25 protein-coding genes are annotated in these 17,617 nt (G+C 29.3%); 1 reads left to right on the forward strand and 24 read right to left on the reverse strand.

Translation table 11 applies throughout. The annotated features are described in order from the left end of the window. The 6 genes from tilS to Q1J78_RS00900 all read right to left on the reverse strand — a co-directional run. The coding region (gene tilS, locus Q1J78_RS00875; RefSeq protein WP_300277188.1) for a tRNA lysidine(34) synthetase TilS at positions 1-671 on the reverse strand (671 nt) is incomplete at its 3' end. 144 nt (positions 672-815) lie between these two features. Next, positions 816-1,223, reverse strand: a complete 408-nt coding sequence (locus Q1J78_RS00880; RefSeq protein WP_300277191.1) for a YwiB family protein — start codon at positions 1,221-1,223, stop codon at positions 816-818. Positions 1,224-1,253: 30 nt separating this feature from the next. Beyond that, positions 1,254-2,057 (reverse strand): glutamate racemase, encoded by an 804-nt coding sequence (gene murI / locus Q1J78_RS00885; RefSeq protein WP_300277194.1) that lies wholly within the window; start codon positions 2,055-2,057, stop codon positions 1,254-1,256. Between the two features lie 25 nt (positions 2,058-2,082). Further along, complete coding sequence (locus tag Q1J78_RS00890; RefSeq protein ID WP_300277198.1) at positions 2,083-2,754, reverse strand: GntR family transcriptional regulator; 672 nt, start codon at positions 2,752-2,754, stop codon at positions 2,083-2,085. After that, positions 2,738-3,619, reverse strand: a complete 882-nt coding sequence (gene ispE / locus Q1J78_RS00895) for a 4-(cytidine 5'-diphospho)-2-C-methyl-D-erythritol kinase (RefSeq protein ID WP_300277201.1) — start codon at positions 3,617-3,619, stop codon at positions 2,738-2,740. The genes Q1J78_RS00890 and ispE overlap by 17 nt, the downstream gene beginning before the upstream one ends. A 177-nt stretch (positions 3,620-3,796) precedes the next feature. Beyond that, positions 3,797-4,069, reverse strand: coding sequence for a Veg family protein (locus Q1J78_RS00900; protein WP_300277292.1), 273 nt, complete (start codon positions 4,067-4,069; stop codon positions 3,797-3,799). A 329-nt stretch (positions 4,070-4,398) separates the two neighbouring features. Here Q1J78_RS00900 and Q1J78_RS00905 point away from each other — a divergent pair, with 329 nt between their 5' ends. Beyond that, a complete protein-coding gene (locus Q1J78_RS00905) occupies positions 4,399-5,259 on the forward strand; it encodes a LysR family transcriptional regulator (RefSeq protein WP_300277204.1) in 861 nt (286 codons plus the stop codon). A gap of 86 nt (positions 5,260-5,345) precedes the next feature. Here Q1J78_RS00905 and Q1J78_RS00910 read toward each other — a convergent pair whose 3' ends face one another. From Q1J78_RS00910 to rplO, 18 genes are all read right to left on the reverse strand, one after another. Next, a complete protein-coding gene (locus tag Q1J78_RS00910) occupies positions 5,346-6,104 on the reverse strand; it encodes an EFR1 family ferrodoxin (protein ID WP_300277206.1) in 759 nt (252 codons plus the stop codon). 86 nt (positions 6,105-6,190) lie between these two features. After that, positions 6,191-6,583: a 30S ribosomal protein S9 gene (gene rpsI / locus Q1J78_RS00915; RefSeq protein ID WP_300277209.1), complete on the reverse strand. Its 393-nt coding sequence runs from the start codon at positions 6,581-6,583 to the stop codon at positions 6,191-6,193. A gap of 22 nt (positions 6,584-6,605) precedes the next feature. Beyond that, positions 6,606-7,034, reverse strand: coding sequence for a 50S ribosomal protein L13 (rplM, locus tag Q1J78_RS00920; protein WP_300277212.1), 429 nt, complete (start codon positions 7,032-7,034; stop codon positions 6,606-6,608). A gap of 121 nt (positions 7,035-7,155) precedes the next feature. After that, positions 7,156-7,887: a tRNA pseudouridine(38-40) synthase TruA gene (gene truA / locus Q1J78_RS00925; RefSeq protein WP_300277215.1), complete on the reverse strand. Its 732-nt coding sequence runs from the start codon at positions 7,885-7,887 to the stop codon at positions 7,156-7,158. 48 nt (positions 7,888-7,935) lie between these two features. Beyond that, the gene (locus Q1J78_RS00930; protein WP_300277218.1) at positions 7,936-8,733 is read right to left on the reverse strand and encodes an energy-coupling factor transporter transmembrane component T family protein; all 798 of its coding nucleotides are present in this window, start codon (positions 8,731-8,733) and stop codon (positions 7,936-7,938) included. Next, a complete protein-coding gene (locus tag Q1J78_RS00935) occupies positions 8,727-9,593 on the reverse strand; it encodes an energy-coupling factor transporter ATPase (protein ID WP_300277220.1) in 867 nt (288 codons plus the stop codon). The genes Q1J78_RS00930 and Q1J78_RS00935 overlap by 7 nt, the downstream gene beginning before the upstream one ends. Then, the gene (locus Q1J78_RS00940; RefSeq protein WP_300277222.1) at positions 9,578-10,417 is read right to left on the reverse strand and encodes an energy-coupling factor transporter ATPase; all 840 of its coding nucleotides are present in this window, start codon (positions 10,415-10,417) and stop codon (positions 9,578-9,580) included. The genes Q1J78_RS00935 and Q1J78_RS00940 overlap by 16 nt, the downstream gene beginning before the upstream one ends. Positions 10,418-10,813: 396 nt before the next feature. Further along, positions 10,814-11,155: a 50S ribosomal protein L17 gene (gene rplQ, locus Q1J78_RS00945; RefSeq protein ID WP_006440526.1), complete on the reverse strand. Its 342-nt coding sequence runs from the start codon at positions 11,153-11,155 to the stop codon at positions 10,814-10,816. A gap of 49 nt (positions 11,156-11,204) precedes the next feature. Further along, complete coding sequence (locus tag Q1J78_RS00950; RefSeq protein WP_300277229.1) at positions 11,205-12,152, reverse strand: DNA-directed RNA polymerase subunit alpha; 948 nt, start codon at positions 12,150-12,152, stop codon at positions 11,205-11,207. Positions 12,153-12,239: 87 nt separating this feature from the next. Continuing rightward, the gene (gene rpsD / locus Q1J78_RS00955; protein WP_178412907.1) at positions 12,240-12,863 is read right to left on the reverse strand and encodes a 30S ribosomal protein S4; all 624 of its coding nucleotides are present in this window, start codon (positions 12,861-12,863) and stop codon (positions 12,240-12,242) included. A 62-nt stretch (positions 12,864-12,925) separates the two neighbouring features. Next, entirely contained in the window at positions 12,926-13,324 is a 399-nt protein-coding gene (rpsK, locus tag Q1J78_RS00960) for a 30S ribosomal protein S11 (protein WP_006440523.1), read from the reverse strand. Between the two features lie 43 nt (positions 13,325-13,367). After that, positions 13,368-13,739 (reverse strand): 30S ribosomal protein S13, encoded by a 372-nt coding sequence (rpsM, locus tag Q1J78_RS00965; RefSeq protein WP_040410593.1) that lies wholly within the window; start codon positions 13,737-13,739, stop codon positions 13,368-13,370. A gap of 148 nt (positions 13,740-13,887) precedes the next feature. Next, positions 13,888-14,001 (reverse strand): 50S ribosomal protein L36, encoded by a 114-nt coding sequence (gene rpmJ / locus Q1J78_RS00970; protein WP_002509257.1) that lies wholly within the window; start codon positions 13,999-14,001, stop codon positions 13,888-13,890. 27 nt (positions 14,002-14,028) lie between these two features. Next, on the reverse strand, positions 14,029-14,247 hold the full coding sequence (infA, locus tag Q1J78_RS00975) for a translation initiation factor IF-1 (RefSeq protein WP_040410592.1): 219 nt from the start codon (positions 14,245-14,247) through the stop codon (positions 14,029-14,031). Positions 14,248-14,445: 198 nt separating this feature from the next. After that, positions 14,446-15,192, reverse strand: a complete 747-nt coding sequence (map, locus tag Q1J78_RS00980) for a type I methionyl aminopeptidase (protein ID WP_300277237.1) — start codon at positions 15,190-15,192, stop codon at positions 14,446-14,448. A 3-nt stretch (positions 15,193-15,195) separates the two neighbouring features. Next, a complete protein-coding gene (locus Q1J78_RS00985) occupies positions 15,196-15,837 on the reverse strand; it encodes an adenylate kinase (RefSeq protein WP_300277240.1) in 642 nt (213 codons plus the stop codon). Positions 15,838-15,861: 24 nt separating this feature from the next. Then, positions 15,862-17,130 (reverse strand): preprotein translocase subunit SecY, encoded by a 1,269-nt coding sequence (secY, locus tag Q1J78_RS00990; RefSeq protein WP_300277243.1) that lies wholly within the window; start codon positions 17,128-17,130, stop codon positions 15,862-15,864. A gap of 43 nt (positions 17,131-17,173) precedes the next feature. After that, positions 17,174-17,617 carry a 50S ribosomal protein L15 gene (gene rplO, locus Q1J78_RS00995; RefSeq protein ID WP_300277246.1) on the reverse strand — a complete coding sequence of 148 codons (444 nt, stop codon included), beginning with the start codon at positions 17,615-17,617 and terminating at the stop codon, positions 17,174-17,176.

Genomic DNA, 17,617 nt, shown 5'->3' on the forward strand with positions numbered 1-17,617 from the left:
CTAAGTCTTACTATCGATTCAATAACATTCCCATTAAAATGTTCTTTCATATATGGAATTAATTCTAATCTAATTCTATTTCTAGTGTATATACTTTCTAAATTAGTTTTATCTATTTTAGGATCTAGTTCATTTTTTGTGCAATATTCTTCAATATCTTTTCTTTCTATATCTAAAATAGGTCTTATTATTCCATCTTCTCTTACATATTCTATTCCTCTTAATCCTTGAAGTCCAGTTCCTCTCATTATTCTCATTATAACTGTTTCAGCTTGATCATTCATATTATGACCAACAGCTATTTTATTTGATCCTGTTCTTCTTTTTATTTCATAAAGCATTTCATATCTGACTTTTCTAGCACCTTCTTCTAAAGAAAGTCCATTTTTCTCGCAGTATGCTGGTACATCTACTGATTTTATAAATACTGGTATATTTAATTTATTACATAATTCAGATACATACATTGCATCCATTTGAGCTTCTATTCCTCTTATTTGATGGTTAAGATGTGCTGCATAGATTTCTAAATTTCTAGATTCTTTTAATCTATTTAATAAATGAATTAAACAAACAGAATCTGGACCACCTGAAAGAGCAACTATTATTTTATCACCATCCGATATCATATTATGTTTATCTATAGTTTCAACAAATTTGTTAAATATCATATTTACTACCTCTTTTTTGATTTTTGACGTAAAAAAATCTCTATAGTTTATTATATAAACCATCTATGTATAATAATACCAAATAAATGCAATAAAAGGTAGCTTTTTCGCTACCTTAAAAAAATTATTCTAATAATTTTGTAATTATTTCTCAGCTTTAATAGTTATTTTATTTCTTCCTGCAAACATATTTTGAATTTCTATCATATAATCTAATTTAATCTCTATTCTTTTTTCATCATTAGAAATTGTGAAGTCATTTACCTCTGTATCAATTAAAAATATACCTTGAGGTGTAGAATATCTATTAGTATGTTTTACATCTTTCACAAATGTCATAGTAGAATTAACACTTCCTGTTTTTATGACCTTTATACAATCTTTTGATACTTTTATAGTATTTTTAACTTCTAAGTCTTCTTCTTTTTGATTATATTTAATATAGATACTTCCATTTTTTTCTATAACATTTCCGTATACTTTAAGTTCTATTGTATCCATATTTCCATTTGAATCATATTGTCTTGTTTCTATTGTTATTTTACTACTCACTTTTTTACCTCATATGAAATAAATTTTGTTTTAATATCTTTGTATTTCTACTTTTTCAACTTCTATTTTAGTCTTTAAAAATTCTCTTGCTATCGATGGGAATTTGACATTTATATCGGATACAAAGTAATTACATTGACCTATTTTTTCTTCTGTATTTAAAATATTATTTTGTATTAATATTTCCTTTAAATCCAATGCTGTTTCTTTTGCTGGATTTACAAGTTTTACTTCCATACCAACTTCCTCACCAATAGTTCTTTTTAGAAGTGGATAATGTGTACATCCCAATACTATTGAGTCTACACCTTTTTCTTTAAGATCTTTTAAATATTCTTTCGCAGTTAATCTAGCTACTTCTGTATTTGACCAACCTTCTTCAACAATAGGAACAAAAAGAGAACATGCTTTTCCATAAACTCTTATATTCTTATTTATTTTTTTTATTTCAGTATTATATGCTTTTGATTTTATTGTCCCTTCTGTTCCTATAACACCTACTTTACCATTTGTAGTAGATGCTGCAGCTGTTCTAGCACCAGCTTCAATAACACCTATTATAGGTATATTGTACTTTTCTTGTGCTTCTACCAAACTTCTTGCTGTAGCTGTATTACAAGCAATTACAATTGCCTTTACATTTTTTGTAAGAAGAAAGTTTATAGCTTGAAAAGTATATTTCATTATTGTTTCTTTAGATCTTGGTCCATATGGCACTCTAGCAGTATCTCCAAAATATACCAAATCTTCATTTGGCAATATTTTTTTTATTTCTTTTAATACTGTCAATCCTCCTAAACCAGAATCAAAAACTCCGATTCCTCTTTTATCCATGTTAAATCTCCTTATACTTTTCTATCTATATTCTATCAGCTTTATCTATCATGTATTGTTCAGCTCTTTCTATATGTTCTTTTGCACATTTTGATGCTTTTTCACCTTCTCCACTAACTATTGCATCTATTAAATGTTCATGTTCTTCTATTATTCCTTGCATAGCATTTTGATCTGACATATATCCAGCTCTAAATCTATAAACTTGTTCCCAAAGAGAGTTTATCATCTGAGTAAGTTTTTTATTTCCTGAAGCTTCAAATATACGTTGATGGAATTCTACATCTCTTTTAAGTATTTCATCTAAATCTTCAGTTTCCATAGCTTTATTAAGAGCTTCTGAAGCTTTTTTTAATTCTTCTATTTCATTTTCATCCATTCTCTCAGCTGCTAAATTAGCTGCTAATCCTTCTAATGCTCCTCTCACCTCTAATACATCTATTATATCTTTTACAGACATATCAGCAACATAAGCACCTTTTCTAGGAAGCATTATTACAAAACCTTCTAATTCTAATTTTCTTATAGCCTCTCTTACTGGTGTTCTACTTACTCCTAACTGTTCGGCTAATTGTACTTCCATAAGTCTTTGTCCTGGTTTTAAATTTCCTTCAACAATAGCTTTTCTTAAGCTTTCAAAAACAACATCTCTAAGTGGTTTATAATTATCTAAATTTAATTTAGTTAGATTCTCCATTTATTTCTATTCCCCTTTCAGCACTTCTAACAACATATACTTGTTTGTATTTTTTTAATAGTTCTTTTTTAGCTTTTTCAGCTTCTTCTTTTATATCAAAAATACCAAAAACAGTTGGACCACTTCCACTCATCATAGTCCCCAAAACATTAGTTTTTTTAATAGTATTTTCTATATCTTCTATTTCTGGATGCATTGAAGATGTTACAAATTCTAATACATTACACATATTTTTTGCAAGAGATTTTGTATCATTTTTTTCAAGACATTCTATAAGATATTTATTGTTTGGTCTTTTAGATACGTTTGACATATCAAATTTATTATATACTTCTTTAGTTGAAACAAATAATTCTGGTTTGCAAATTAATATAAATAAATTGTCGTCCAATCCTTTTATATTAGTTAATTTTTCACCTAAATTTTCTGCTAAAACAGCTCCTCCTGATATACAGAATGGTACATCCGCACCCAATTTAAAACCTATTTCTTTTAATTGTTTCTCATCTAGATTTAATTTCCAGATTTTATTAAGTGCAATTAATGTTCCCGCTGCATCAGTACTTCCACCTGCCATACCTGCTGCAACAGGTATTTTTTTATCTATAACTATTTCAGCACCTTTTTTTATATTCATCTCTTCTTTTAAAAGAGTTGCTGCTTTATATATTATATTTGTTTCATCTAATGGTATTTCTTTATTTTCACTAGTCAGTATTATTTTTCCATCATTTCTTTCGTTGATATCTAAAATATCATATAAATCAATTGATTGCATTATCATTTCTACAAGATGATATCCATTTTCAAGTTTGCCAAGTATATCTATTGACAAATTTATTTTTGCTCTACATTTAACCTTCATTTTTACCTCCAACATATTATCATATGTAAAAGATTAATTTCAATATTAATTATACTACAAAAAACAGGTAACTGTGTATATAATATACAATTACCTGTTTTACTAATTCAAAATGAATTATAAAAATCAAAAAATTATACAGTATAATTTTATACTGTAACTTTTTATTATATTAATTTAACTTACTTTTCTTTCATTTTCAGATTTTCCTTTTATAACTTGTAATTTAACATTAGAAGTTAATAAATCTGAATAACTATAAGAAACTCTAGATGCTCCATTTGTTTCATCATCTAATTTTACAATGAATACACTTGGATATGCTTCTTCAAGTATTCCCCTCTTTGTGACAATCTGCTTTCTCCCCTTGTTAGCTTTTAATTGTACTCTTTTTCCTATATGTTTTTCAAGAGTAGATTTTATACTTTCTAAAGTATGGACTGTTGCCATCATATCACCTTCCCACTTATTCTATGTTTACATAATACCACAAATAAGCATTTTTGTCAAACCTAAACTAAATATTTTATATATTTTTTTCATTTTTGTCAATATATTTTTTAATATTATACAGTATTCTAGATTTTTTTTTATTATACGTATATAAATATTTATTTTTATAGGAAAATTTTTACTTTCTTATACCTATTTAAATTTCTTTTGTCTTTTTTCCTATTTTGTTTTATAATTATTTATATATGTTTTCTTATAGATATATATATTAATATTAATATACATATCTAGATTTAATATAAATATTTTTTAATTGGTGATAAAATATGAAAATTGAAAAACTGCATTATTTTGAAAGTGTCGCACGTAATAAAAATTTTACAAAAGCAGCTAAGGAGTGTCATATAGCTCAACCTGCAATAAGTCATCATATACAAAACCTTGAAGAAGAATTAGAAACCGATCTATTTATTAGAAATAGTAGAAATGTATCTCTTACTCCTCAAGGAGAAATATTCTATAAAGAAGTTGTAAAAATATTAAAAGCCTATGACGATGCTGTTTTGAAAACAAAGTTTAGCTCGATGTATTCAAAGGGTAAATTAACTATTGGTATGTATGGGTTTAGTTCTTTAAACATTCTAGATTCAGCAGTATCTACTTTAAAATCAAAATATCCTAATGTAGATATAGTTTTTGATAGATGTCATAATGCATATTATGTAGATTACTTATTAAGCGGTAAATACGATGTTATTTTAGCATATGTATCATCAACATTAGAACTTCCAGATAATATCGATAGTAAATTAGTTCGTTCATGTCAATTTGGTATTATGATTCCAAAAAATCATACATTAGCTACAAAAGATAGCATCACAATGGATGATATTGTCGATGCAAAAGAAGATGTATATGTATTAGATACTTATATTAGTTATATGAAAAAAAATACAAATATAGCTCATACTAGAATTAAGTCTGAAGATGATATGGAGCTTCTTTTAATAACTGGTTCTATAAATAAATCTATTATTTTTACTACCAGACATGAAGCTGATGAATTCCATAATTCATCTATGATTTTCAGAGAGGTTTCTGGAAATGTTATTTCTGCAAACCAAGGAATTTATTATCTTAAAAATCATAATAATTGGGTTCTTACTCAATTACTTAACTATCTTTAGAAAAATCACTTTTAAAATAGAGAAATCCTCCAGTTCATCTGGAGGATTTCTTTTTTATTTGAATCAATTCTTTCTTGTTTAAATTATTATAAAATTAGCTCATTATTCTTTCTTTCTGAACACAAAGGCTTTAATCTTTTTTCTAGTTCTTCTTTCATACTATAATCAATATATCTTGCCTTATTTGGACAGACCTCTATACATCTCATACAAGAAATACATATATTTTTATCCACATTCTTCATATCATCTGTTGATATTGCACCTACAGGACATTTTTCTACACATAATCCACATTCATTACATCTTTCATTTGCAATTGGTTTTAATGATGATCCTTTAAAATCTTTATATGGTCTATTTCCTTTTGGTAATAAATTTTTATTAATATCTTCATTTTCAAATTTATTTTTTATTTTTTCTGAAAAACTTTTTAATTCTTTTATATCAGCTTCATCCGGTCTATTTGATGCTATACTTCTTATAATAGAATGTTCTGCTACAGCCGATATCATAGCTCCAACAATAAATCCATCCTCTTTTAATAAATCATATAATTCTATAAGCGTATCATCATATTCTCTATTTCCATATACTACTACAGCTATAGATTTTGCACCGTTACCTTCTATTTTAGATAATCTTTCTGCTGCTATATTAGGTATTCTTCCTCCAAAAGATGGCACTACTATCATTACTATATCTTCTTTAGAAATAATTAAATCGTCGTAGTTTATATCCATTCTAGATATATCCACATATTCAACATTTTTCCACATTGAAGAAATTGTTTTGGCTATTTTTTCTGTTCTTCCAGTCGGGCTGAAATAAATTGTATATAACATAATATCATCTTCTTTCTTTATTTATATAATAAAAAATCCCGGAATAAAATCCCGGGAATTCTTTGTAAGCATATAATACGTAAAAACTATCTTTTTGAGAACTGTGGAGCTCTTCTGGCAGCTTTTAAACCGTATTTTTTTCTTTCTTTCATTCTAGCATCTCTAGTTAAGAATCCTTCTTTCTTTAAAGCAGGTCTTAAATCTTCATCAGCTTTTAATAAAGCTCTAGATATACCATGTCTTATAGCACCAGCCTGTCCAGTGAATCCTCCACCTTCAACTTTTACTATAACGTCAAATTTATTTTCAGTTTCAGTTAATACTAATGGCTGTTTAACATCTCTTATTAATGTTTCATAGTTGAAATATTCATCTAATGATCTACCATTTACTATTATATTTCCTTCTCCTGCAACTAATCTAACTCTAGCTACAGAATGTTTTCTTCTTCCTGTTCCTATGTACTGTACATTTGCCATGATAACTCCTCCTTTCACCTAATTAAAATTCTATTACTTCTGGATTCTGAGCTGCATGATCATGTTCAGCACCAGCGAATACTCTTAATCTAGTCATCATTCTGCTTCTTAATTTATTTTTTGGTAACATTCCGCTAACTGCGTGAGCTACTACTTCTTCAGGTTTTTTCTGCATCATTTCTCTGTATGATATTTCTTTAAGACCACCTACATAACCTGTGTGGTATCTGTAGTATTTCTGATCTAATTTTTTACCTGTTAAAACTACTTTTGATGCATTTACAACTACTACGAAGTCTCCTCCGTCAACATGTGGTGTAAATGTTGGTTTATGTTTCCCTCTTAATATTGTTGCTACTTCTGTTGCTAAACGACCTAAAGTTTTTCCTTCAGCGTCAACTAAGTACCAGTTTCTTTTTACGTCTGCTGGTTTAGCTATATAACTTTTCATATCTGTCCCTCCTTAACTTTTTTCCTATAAAAATATTTTCCGTTTATGTCAAGTCCGGGGCAAAGTGGACTTATTAACACATTCTTGTATATTATACGACTATAACTTAAAAGTGTCAAGATTAATAGAAAACTTTTTTGAGGAATAATGCGTGTCCAGGCGCTGTATGACCTGCATTTGACCTATTTTTTGATTTTATTATTTCCTCCATATTTTCTTCTATCTTTCCTCTTCCTATATCTATAAGTGTTCCGGAAATTATTCTTACCATATTATATAAAAATCCATTCCCTTCAAATTCAAATACTATTAAATCGCCCTCTTTTTCAATTTTTACATTTCTTATTGTTCTAACAGTATCTTTTATAGAAGAACCACTGCTCATAAATCCACAAAAATCATGTGTTCCTACAAGTGATTCTGCTGCTTTTTTCATTTTATCAAAGTCTAAATCATATTTAACCTGATATGATATATCTTTCAGAATTGGATTTCGATACCTACTATTATAAACTAAATACCTATAAACTTTACCTTTGGCACTATACCTTGCATGGAAATCTTCATCTACTTCTTCTGCATCTATAATAGATATATCCTTGGGTAACTTAGAATTTAATGCATCTGGTATTCTAGATACATCTATTTTTGATTCTATCTTAAAATTAGCTACTTGACCTATAGCATGTACACCTGCATCTGTTCTTCCTGATCCATTTATCTTAACTTTTTCTTTTGTAATTTCTTTTATTGCATACTCTATATTTCCTTGTATTCCAAGCGAATCCGGTTGTTCTTGCCAACCACAATAATTTGCACCATTATACTGAACTATTATTTTTATATTTCTCATATTGTCCTCCTAACAGACAAATTTATAATACATTATTTTACATTTAAATTAAAGTTGTCTAGATAAAAATATAAGAATCATATAAATTATTATAAGTACAGTTGCAATATACTCTCTTTTACTTATAATTGCTTCCTTCATCTTTGTTCTATTATCTCCACCTCTATAACATCTAGACTCCATCGCCATAGCAAGTTCATCTGCTCTTCTAAATGCACTTACAAATAATGGAACTAATAAAGGAACTAGATTTTTAGCTCTATTTATAATATTTTTACTTTCAAAATCAGCACCTCTAGACATCTGTGCTTTCATAATCTTATCTGTTTCATCCAAAAGTGTAGGAATAAATCTAAGAGCTATTGTCATCATCATCGCTAATTCATGTACTGGCATACCTATTTTTTTAAATGGAGTTAAAACTCTTTCTATTCCATCTGTAAGTGCTATTGGAGATGTAGTAAGTGTCAATAAAGATGTTCCTACTATAAGTAGTGTCAATCTTATAGACATAAAAATAGCCTGTCTAATACCTTCTTTGGTTATAGCCATAAATCCAAAAGACCAGATTTTTTCTCCTGGTATACAAAACATATTTACTATAAATGTAAATATAATTATCCATTTTAGAGGCTTTAATCCTTTTAAAATGAATTTTACAGGTATTTTAGAAAGAATTGTCAAAATAATTAATACAGCTACAACTCCTATATATACCGACATATTATTTATCATAAATATAGATATCATAAATAATATAGTAGCTATTAATTTTAATCCTGCATCTAATTTATGAATAGGAGATGATGTTGGATAATATTGTCCAACTGTTATATCTTTTAACATTGTTTCCTACCTCCTATTACTCTTAATATCTCACATTTTGCTTCCTCAGGAGTAATTATATCCTGTCTTATATCAAAACCTTTTTCTCTAAGTTTTATTGCTAGTTCTAATACTTGTGGTATATCTAATCCTATTTCTTTAAGTCTATGTGCATTATCTCTAAATACTTCTCTAGGATTACCCATAAACTCTATTTTTCCTTTATTCATAACTATAAGCGTTTTTACTAGTTTCGCCATATCATCCATACTATGAGATGAAAGTATTATAGTTATATTTCTTTCTTTATGTAATTTTCTTATAAGATTAAAGATCTCTTCTCTACCACCTGGGTCTAGACCTGCAGTTGGTTCATCTAAAATTAAAACCTCTGGATCCATTGCTATAACTCCTGCTATTGCAACTCTTCTTTTTTGTCCTCCTGATAGTTCAAATGGAGATTTTAATCTATATTCTTCATAATTAAGTCCTACAGCATTCATAGATGATTTAACTCTTTTACATATTTCTTCTTCAGAAAGACCCATATTTCTTGGTCCAAATTCAATATCTTTTTCAACTGTTTCTTCAAATAATTGATATTCTGGATATTGAAAAACTACACCTACTCTTTTTCTTATTTCTGTAAGATTAATATCCTTTTGAGTTATATTAAATTCATTTATATATATACTTCCAGAAGAAGGCTTTAAAAGTCCGTTTAAATGCTGTATTAAAGTAGATTTTCCAGAACCTGTATGACCAATTAATCCAACAAAATCATTATCTTCTATTTCAAAAGAAATATCATCAATAGCTCTATTTTCAAAAGGCATTCCTTCATCATATATATATGTTAAATTACTTACTTTAATAGACATAATTCATTCACCATTTCATCCACTGTTAATATATCTTCTTTTATGTTTAAACCTTCTTTATTTAACATATAAGATATTTCAGTCATACAAGGAACATCAAGACCTATCTTTTTAAGTCTTTCTATCTCTTTAAATACTTCTCGTGGAGTCCCTTCTAATACTTTTTTACCTTTCTCCATAACTATTACCCTATCTGCATCTACAGCTTCTTCCATAAAGTGAGTTATGTGTATAGCTGTTATTCCTTCTTCTTTATTTAGCTTTTTAATAGTATTCATAACCTCTTTTCTTCCAGAAGGATCTAACATAGCTGTTGCTTCATCAAAAATTATACACTCTGGTTTCATAGCTATTATTCCAGCTATTGCCACTCTTTGTTTTTGTCCTCCTGATAATAGATGTGGTTGTCTATCTCTAAATTCATACATACCTACATTTTTTAATGATTCTTCTACTCTTTTTCTTATTTCTGATGGTTCTATACCTAAATTTTCTGGTCCAAATGCTACATCTTCCTCTACTATAGTAGCTACTATTTGATTATCTGGATTTTGAAATACCATTCCTGCTGTTTGTCTTATATCCCACATATTATTTTCATCTTTTGTATTCATTTCCTTTACAATAACATCACCTTTATTAGGCTTAAGTATCGCATTCATATTTTTTGAAAGTGTTGATTTACCAGAACCATTATGACCTATAATTGCTACAAATTCACCTTTTTTTATATCTAAACTAAAATCTTCTATAGCTTTTTGTTTTTCTCCCTCTTCATTTTCATAATAAAAATAAAGATTTTTAATTTCTATAAGATTATCCATTTTCAACACCTCTTTTCCTATATTTAAAAATTCTCATAAATTTTATAACTCTAAAAACATTATAATATTTTATTATATCATACAATTTATCATACAACAGATACAATTATAAAAGATTTTTCAAGCTATATCTATACTTTATTGAATATTAATTAAATATATAGATTATATTCATACAATATTTTTAGGATATATTTTTATACAATAAAAAAACAGACTGTATTTTAACAGCCTGTAGTCCCCAATTTTATTCTATTAAAGCAAAATTCTTATATTAAATTAAATTTTTTAACTCTCAGATATTTTCTTATGATTTAAAAAAATCGTTTTTATCTTATCTTAAATATCTAAAAATGCTATGGCATTAAAATACCATAGCATTTATTATTAGCTTAATTATACTAATTCTATGAAGGCCATTTCAGCAGCATCGCCTCTTCTAGGACCTTTTTTGATTATTCTAGTATATCCACCATTTCTTTCAGCATATTTTGGAGCTATTTCTGTGAATAAGTTACTAACAACAGTTTCATCAAGAACATAAGCTAAAACCTGTCTTCTAGCGTGAAGATCTCCTCTTTTTGCAAGAGTTATCATCTTTTCAGCCATTCTACGAGTTTCTTTTGCTCTAGTTACTGTAGTTTCTATTCTTCCTTCTCTTAGTAAATCAGTTACTAAGTTTCTTAGCATAAGGTTTCTGTGAGCAGTTTCACGACCTAATTTACGGTAAGTTGCCATTCTTTCCCCTCCTTTTCGAGTTTATAAATTTTATATATTCGAAAGTCTATTATTCTTCATTTGGTTTTAATCCTAGTCCTAACTCATCTAGTTTCTGTATAACTTCTTCTAGAGATTTTTTACCTAGGTTTCTAACCTTCATCATATCGTCTTCAGATTTATTAGCTAATTCTTCAACTGTATTTATACCCGCTCTTTTTAAACAGTTGTAAGATCTAACAGATAAATCTAATTCTTCTATTGTCATTTCAAGAACTTTTTCTTTCTGATCTTCTTCTTTTTCTACCATTATTTCAACACTGCCTACATGCTCTGTTAAATCAATGAATAGTTTAAGATGTTCAACAAGAACTTTGGCTGCAAGAGATATTCCTTCTTGAGGATTTATACTTCCATTAGTCCAAACTTCTAGAGTTAACTTATCATAGTCAGATTTCTGACCTACTCTTGTATTTTCAACATGATAATTCACTTTTTCTACAGGAGTATATATAGAGTCAACTGGTAACACACCTATTGGCATGTTTTCTGTTTTGTTTTCTTCAGCAGGAACATATCCTCTGCCTTTGTCAACATATATATCCATATTAAGCTTAGAACCTTCATCTAATGTAGCTATTTTAAGATCCTTGCTTATTATTTCAACATCTGGTGGACATATTATGTCTGCACCTGTTACAGTACAAGGTCCTTGTGCTTCTATTTTAAGTGTTCTACTTCCTTCACCATCAATAGTAGCTGAAAGTTCTTTTAAAGTTAATATTATTTCTGTAACATCTTCTTTTACACCAGGTATAGTTGAAAATTCATGAAGAACTCCTTCTATTTTAACAGCATTAACTGCAACTCCTGGTAATGAAGATAACAGTATTCTTCTTAGTGCATTTCCTATAGTGATTCCATATCCTCTTTCTAGAGGTTCTACAACAAATTTGCCGTATCTAAAATCTTCACTAAGTTGTACGATATCTACCTTTGGCTTTTCTATTTCTATCATGGATAAAACCCTCCTTAACATTCAGTAATCCACTGAGGGTAAATAAATTTTAATTTAATATAAGTTATTAAGCTAAATCTGTTCTTATTATTTAGAGTAAAGCTCTATAATTAAGTGTTCAGCTATTTCAAGATCTATATCTTCTCTTGTTGGAAGTGAAACAACTTTAGCACACATTTCATCTAAGTTATTTTCTAACCAGTTTGGAGCTATTCTAGTGTTGTTTTCTACTAAAGCTTTGAATTTAGCTGATGATTTAGATGTTTCTTTAACTGCTATAACATCACCAACGTTAACTGTTAAAGATGGTATATCAACTTTTTTACCATTTAAAGTAAAGTGAGCATGAGTTACTAACTGTCTAGCTTCTTTTCTAGATGCAGCTAATCCCATTCTGTAAACAACATTGTCTAATCTTCTTTCTAATAAGCTTAAAAGATTAGCCCCTGTTTTACCAGACATTTTTTCTGCTCTTTCATATAAGTTTCTGAACTGAGTTTCTAAAACTCCGTATATTCTTTTAACTTTCTGTTTTTCTCTTAACTGTTCTCCATAGTTAGAAACTTTTTTTCTTCCCTGTCCATGCTGACCTGGAGCGTAGTTTCTTCTATCTAAAGCACATTTATCTGTATAGCATCTGTCACCTTTAAGGAATAATTTCATTCCTTCTCTACGGCACTGTCTGCATGATGCACCTGTATATCTTGCCATTAAATTACACCTCCTGTGATTATTTCTATATCTATCAAATTACACTCTTCTTATTATTAAAATTACACTCTTCTTCTTTTTGGTGGTCTACAACCATTGTGTGGTATTGGAGTAACGTCTTTTATCATAGTTACTTCTAAACCAGTTGCCTGTAAAGCTCTTATTGCAGCTTCTCTTCCTGAACCTGGTCCTTTTACGAATACTTCAACAGTTTTTAAACCATGTTCCATTGCAGCTTTTGCAGCTGTTTCAGCAGCCATCTGAGATGCAAATGGAGTTGCTTTTCTTGATCCTTTGAATCCTAACTGACCTGAAGATGCCCAAGATATTGCATTTCCATGAACGTCAGTTAAAGTTACTATTGTATTATTAAATGTAGACTGTATATGTGCATGTCCACGTTCTATGTTTTTACGTTCTTTTCTTCTAACACGTGTTACTTTCTTTTTAGCTTTTGCCATTTTTACTATTTCCCTCCTTTATATTTTTATATAGTTAATTTAATTATTTTTTCTTTTTACGAGATACAGTCTTTTTAGGACCTTTTCTAGTTCTTGCATTAGTTTTAGTTTTCTGTCCTCTACATGGTAGACCTTTCATATGTCTTATACCTCTGTAGCATTTTATATCTCTAAGTCTTTTTATATTTAAAGCTATTTCTCTTCTTAAGTCACCTTCAACTAAGAAATCTTCATCTATTATTTTTCTTAATTCATTAACTTCGTCTTCAGATAAATCTTTTATTCTAGTGTCTGGATTTATCCCGGCTTTAGCTAATATTTCATTTGAAGTTGCTTTACCTATACCATATATATAAGTTAAGCCTATTTCTGCTCTTTTTTCTCTAGGTAAATCTACCCCAGCTATTCTTGCCATTAATTGCACCTCCTACGCATAATTTTTAATTGATTTCAATTTATTTTCCGTATCTAGATAATTATCAATATTCAACGCCGCTGTTAACAATCACAGTATATTATTATACTACATGAGCGACTAAAATACTAGTAATATTTTATAAGTTTTATCCCTGTTTCTGTTTGTGTTTAGGGTTTTCACATATAACCATTACTTTACCTTTTCTTTTTATTACTTTACATTTTTCGCATATTGGTTTTACTGATGGTCTAACCTTCATTACTTATCCCTCCTCAGACTAAAACGTCTACTTCTTACGCCAAGTAATTCTTCCTCTAGTAAGATCATAAGGTGAAAGTTCTACATTTACTTTGTCACCTTCAAGAATTCTTATGAAGTTCATTCTTAGCTTCCCTGAAATATGGCATAGTATTTCATGTCCATTTTCAAGTTTAACTTTAAACATTGCGTTTGGTAAGCTTTCTACAACTGTACCTTCTAATTCTATAACATCTTTTTTGGCCATATTAATTAACCAAACCTCCATTTCAGCAAAATAATTTAATCATTATTATACTAATATTATTTAGACTCTATATATATTAGTATAATTTTGATTTTCTCATCCGCTTAACTTATCAATCCAGGCTTTTTTATATTATATAAAAAACAACCTTTCAGACCTATATTTAAATAGTCTAGACTATTTTTATCTGCTCAATAATTATAACTTTGTAAGTATTATTGGCTGATCTTCTGTAATAGCTATTGTATGCTCATAATGAGCTGATCTTTTTTTGTCTGCTGTAACAACAGTCCATCCATTAGATAAAGTGAACACTCGATAAGTTCCGATATTTACCATAGGTTCAATGGCTAAAACCATACCTTTTTTTAATTTAGGTCCTTTACCTGCTGGTCCGTAGTTTAGTATTTCTGGAGATTCATGAAGTCGTTTCCCTACCCCATGTCCAGCATAATCTTTAACTACTGAAAATTGATTTTTTTGTATGTGTGCTTGTATCGCATGCGAGATATCTGAAAGTCTATATCCAACTTTCGCAAATTCTAATCCTTTATAGAAGCTTTCTCTAGTAACTTCTATTAGTTTCCTATCTTCTTCAGATACCATAGCCACAGCATGTGTTTTAGCTGAATCTCCATGATATCCTTTATAATAGGCTCCTATATCAATACTTATAATATCACCTTCTTGGATTATTCTTTTCCCAGGTATTCCATGGATAACCTCTTCATTAATAGAAGTACATATACTTGCAGGGAATCCTTGATATCCTTTAAAAGAAGGTTCTGCATTATATTTTTTGATATTTTCTTCAGCTATCTTATTTAATTCAAGAGTTGTTACTCCTGGAATAATAGCTTTTCTCAGAACTTCATGAGTATCCGCGACTATTTTGCCCGCTTCTCTCATGAGTTCTATCTGTCTATCAGTTTTTTTTATTATCATTAATTAACTTAAAGATTCAACTATATCAGAAAATACTTTGTCTATTTCCTGATCACCATTTATATTAGCAACTATTCCTTGTTCAGAATAATAACCTACTAATGGTTTAGTTTCATCTAAATAAACTTGTATTCTTTTAGAAACAGTTTCTTCATTGTCATCTGCTCTTTGGTGAAGATTTTCTCCACATTTATCACAGATTCCTTCTACTTTAGTTGGATTAAACTCTATGTGGAAAGTAGCTCCGCAAGCTTTACAAATTCTTCTTCCTACAGCTCTTCCTACTAATATACTTTTATCAACTTCTATGTTTACTATTTTATCAAGTTTTATTCCAGTATCAGCTAAATGTTTATCAAGCTGTTCTGCTTGATTTATATTTCTAGGGAAACCATCTAACATAAATCCTTCTTTGCAATCTTCTTGAGATATTCTATCAACTACTAGTCCACATGTTAATTCATCTGGAACTAAAAGTCCTTGATCCATGTATTCTTTTGCTTTTTTCCCTAATTCTGTACCTTCTTTTATATTCTTTCTAAATATGTCTCCAGTAGATATATGAGGTATATCGTATTTTTCCACTATTTTCGCTGCTTGAGTTCCTTTACCTGCCCCTGGAGGTCCAAGTAATATTATTCTCATATTATTCATCTCCAATTCGATAAATTATTTTAAAAATCCCTGGTAATTTCTCATTACTAAATTCGATTCAAGTTGTCTCTTAAGTTCAAGAGCAACTCCAACAACGATTAGAAGCGAAGTACCCGCTAAACTCATTGGTAATGAAAGATAATGAGTTATAAGTGCTGGTATCATAGCAATTACGCCTAGGAATGCAGCACCAGCTAAAGTTAATCTTGATAGTATTCTTGATAAATAATCTTCTGTTGGTTTTCCAGGTCTTATTCCTGGTATAAAACCACCACTATTTTTCATATTCTTTGTAATATCTTCTACATTAAATGATATTGTTGTATAGAAATATGAGAAGAATACTATAAGTAATATTTCTATTGATCTATAGATCCAAAATCCCGGTTCTGTAGCTCCACTTAACCATTTTTGAACAAATTGTTGAGCATTTGTTCCCATAAACATTGCCACAGTTTGTGGCATAGCTAATATAGAACTTGCAAATATTATAGGCATAACTCCTGACTGATTTACTTTCATAGGTATATGAGAGCTCTGTCCGCCATACATTTTTCTTCCTACAACTCTTTTTGCATATTGAACTGGTATTTTTCTTGTGGCTTCTTGTATAAAAGTTACACCTAAAACAGTTAATATTATTACTGCTACAAGAAGTATAGCTGCCCAAACTGGTGTAGCACCAGAACTTATTTGGTTTGCTATAGCTATTCCATCGATAGGTATTCTAGATATAATACCAACAAATATTATAACTGAACTACCATTTCCTAGCCCTTTTTCTGTTATTTTATCACCAATCCACATAACCATCATACTTGCTGAAACAAGTGTTATTATAACAGTTGAAATGAAAAATACATTATCAGATTTAAGTGCATTTCTAACAATTCCCAGTGTTATACCAATAGCTTGTACAAAAGCTAATGCAAGTGCTGTAAATCTTGTGTATTTATCCATTTTTTTCTTACCTTCTTCTCCAGATTTTTGAAGTTCTTTTAAACTTTCAAAACCTACAGTAAGAAGCTGTATGATGATCGAAGCAGTGATATAAGGTCCTATTCCTAAAGCAAATAGTGTGAAATTACTAAATGCTCCCCCAGTGAACATATTATATAATGATAAAAGATTATTACCTTCTACCATCTTTTTTATAATACTTGTATCTATTCCTGGTACTGGTATAGTTGTACCTATTCTAAATACCACTACCATCATTAGTGTATATAGAAGTTTCTTTCTAATTTCTTTTAGTTTCCAAGCCTGCTTTATCTGTGACAGCATGTTTTAATCACCCCGCTTGACTGGCCTGGAGAACAGCAGGTTATTATACTAACTCTGCTTTTCCTCCAGCTTTTTCTATTTTTTCTTGAGCTGAAGCAGTGAATTTAGCTGCTTTAACTGTTAAAGCTTTTTCTATTTCACCTTCACCTAAGATTTTTATTCCATCTTTAGCTATTTTACTTATAACTTTTGTAGATTTTAATAATTCTGCAGTTATTTCAGTTCCGTTTTCAAATCTGTTAAGATCTTTAACATTTACTTCAGTGTATTCTTTAGCGAATATGTTAGTGAAACCTCTCTTAGGAAGTCTTCTTGATAAAGGCATCTGACCACCTTCGAAACCAACTCTAACTCCTCCACCTGAACGAGACCACTGACCTTTCTGTCCACGTCCTGAAGTTTTACCCTGACCAGTAGCAGTACCTCTACCTAATCTTTTAGTAGATCTTACAGCACCTTTTGCAGGTTTTAATTCATGTAATTTCAT

It is taken from the genome of Peptacetobacter sp., assembly GCF_029264495.1.
Lineage (GTDB): Bacteria > Bacillota > Clostridia > Peptostreptococcales > Peptostreptococcaceae > Peptacetobacter.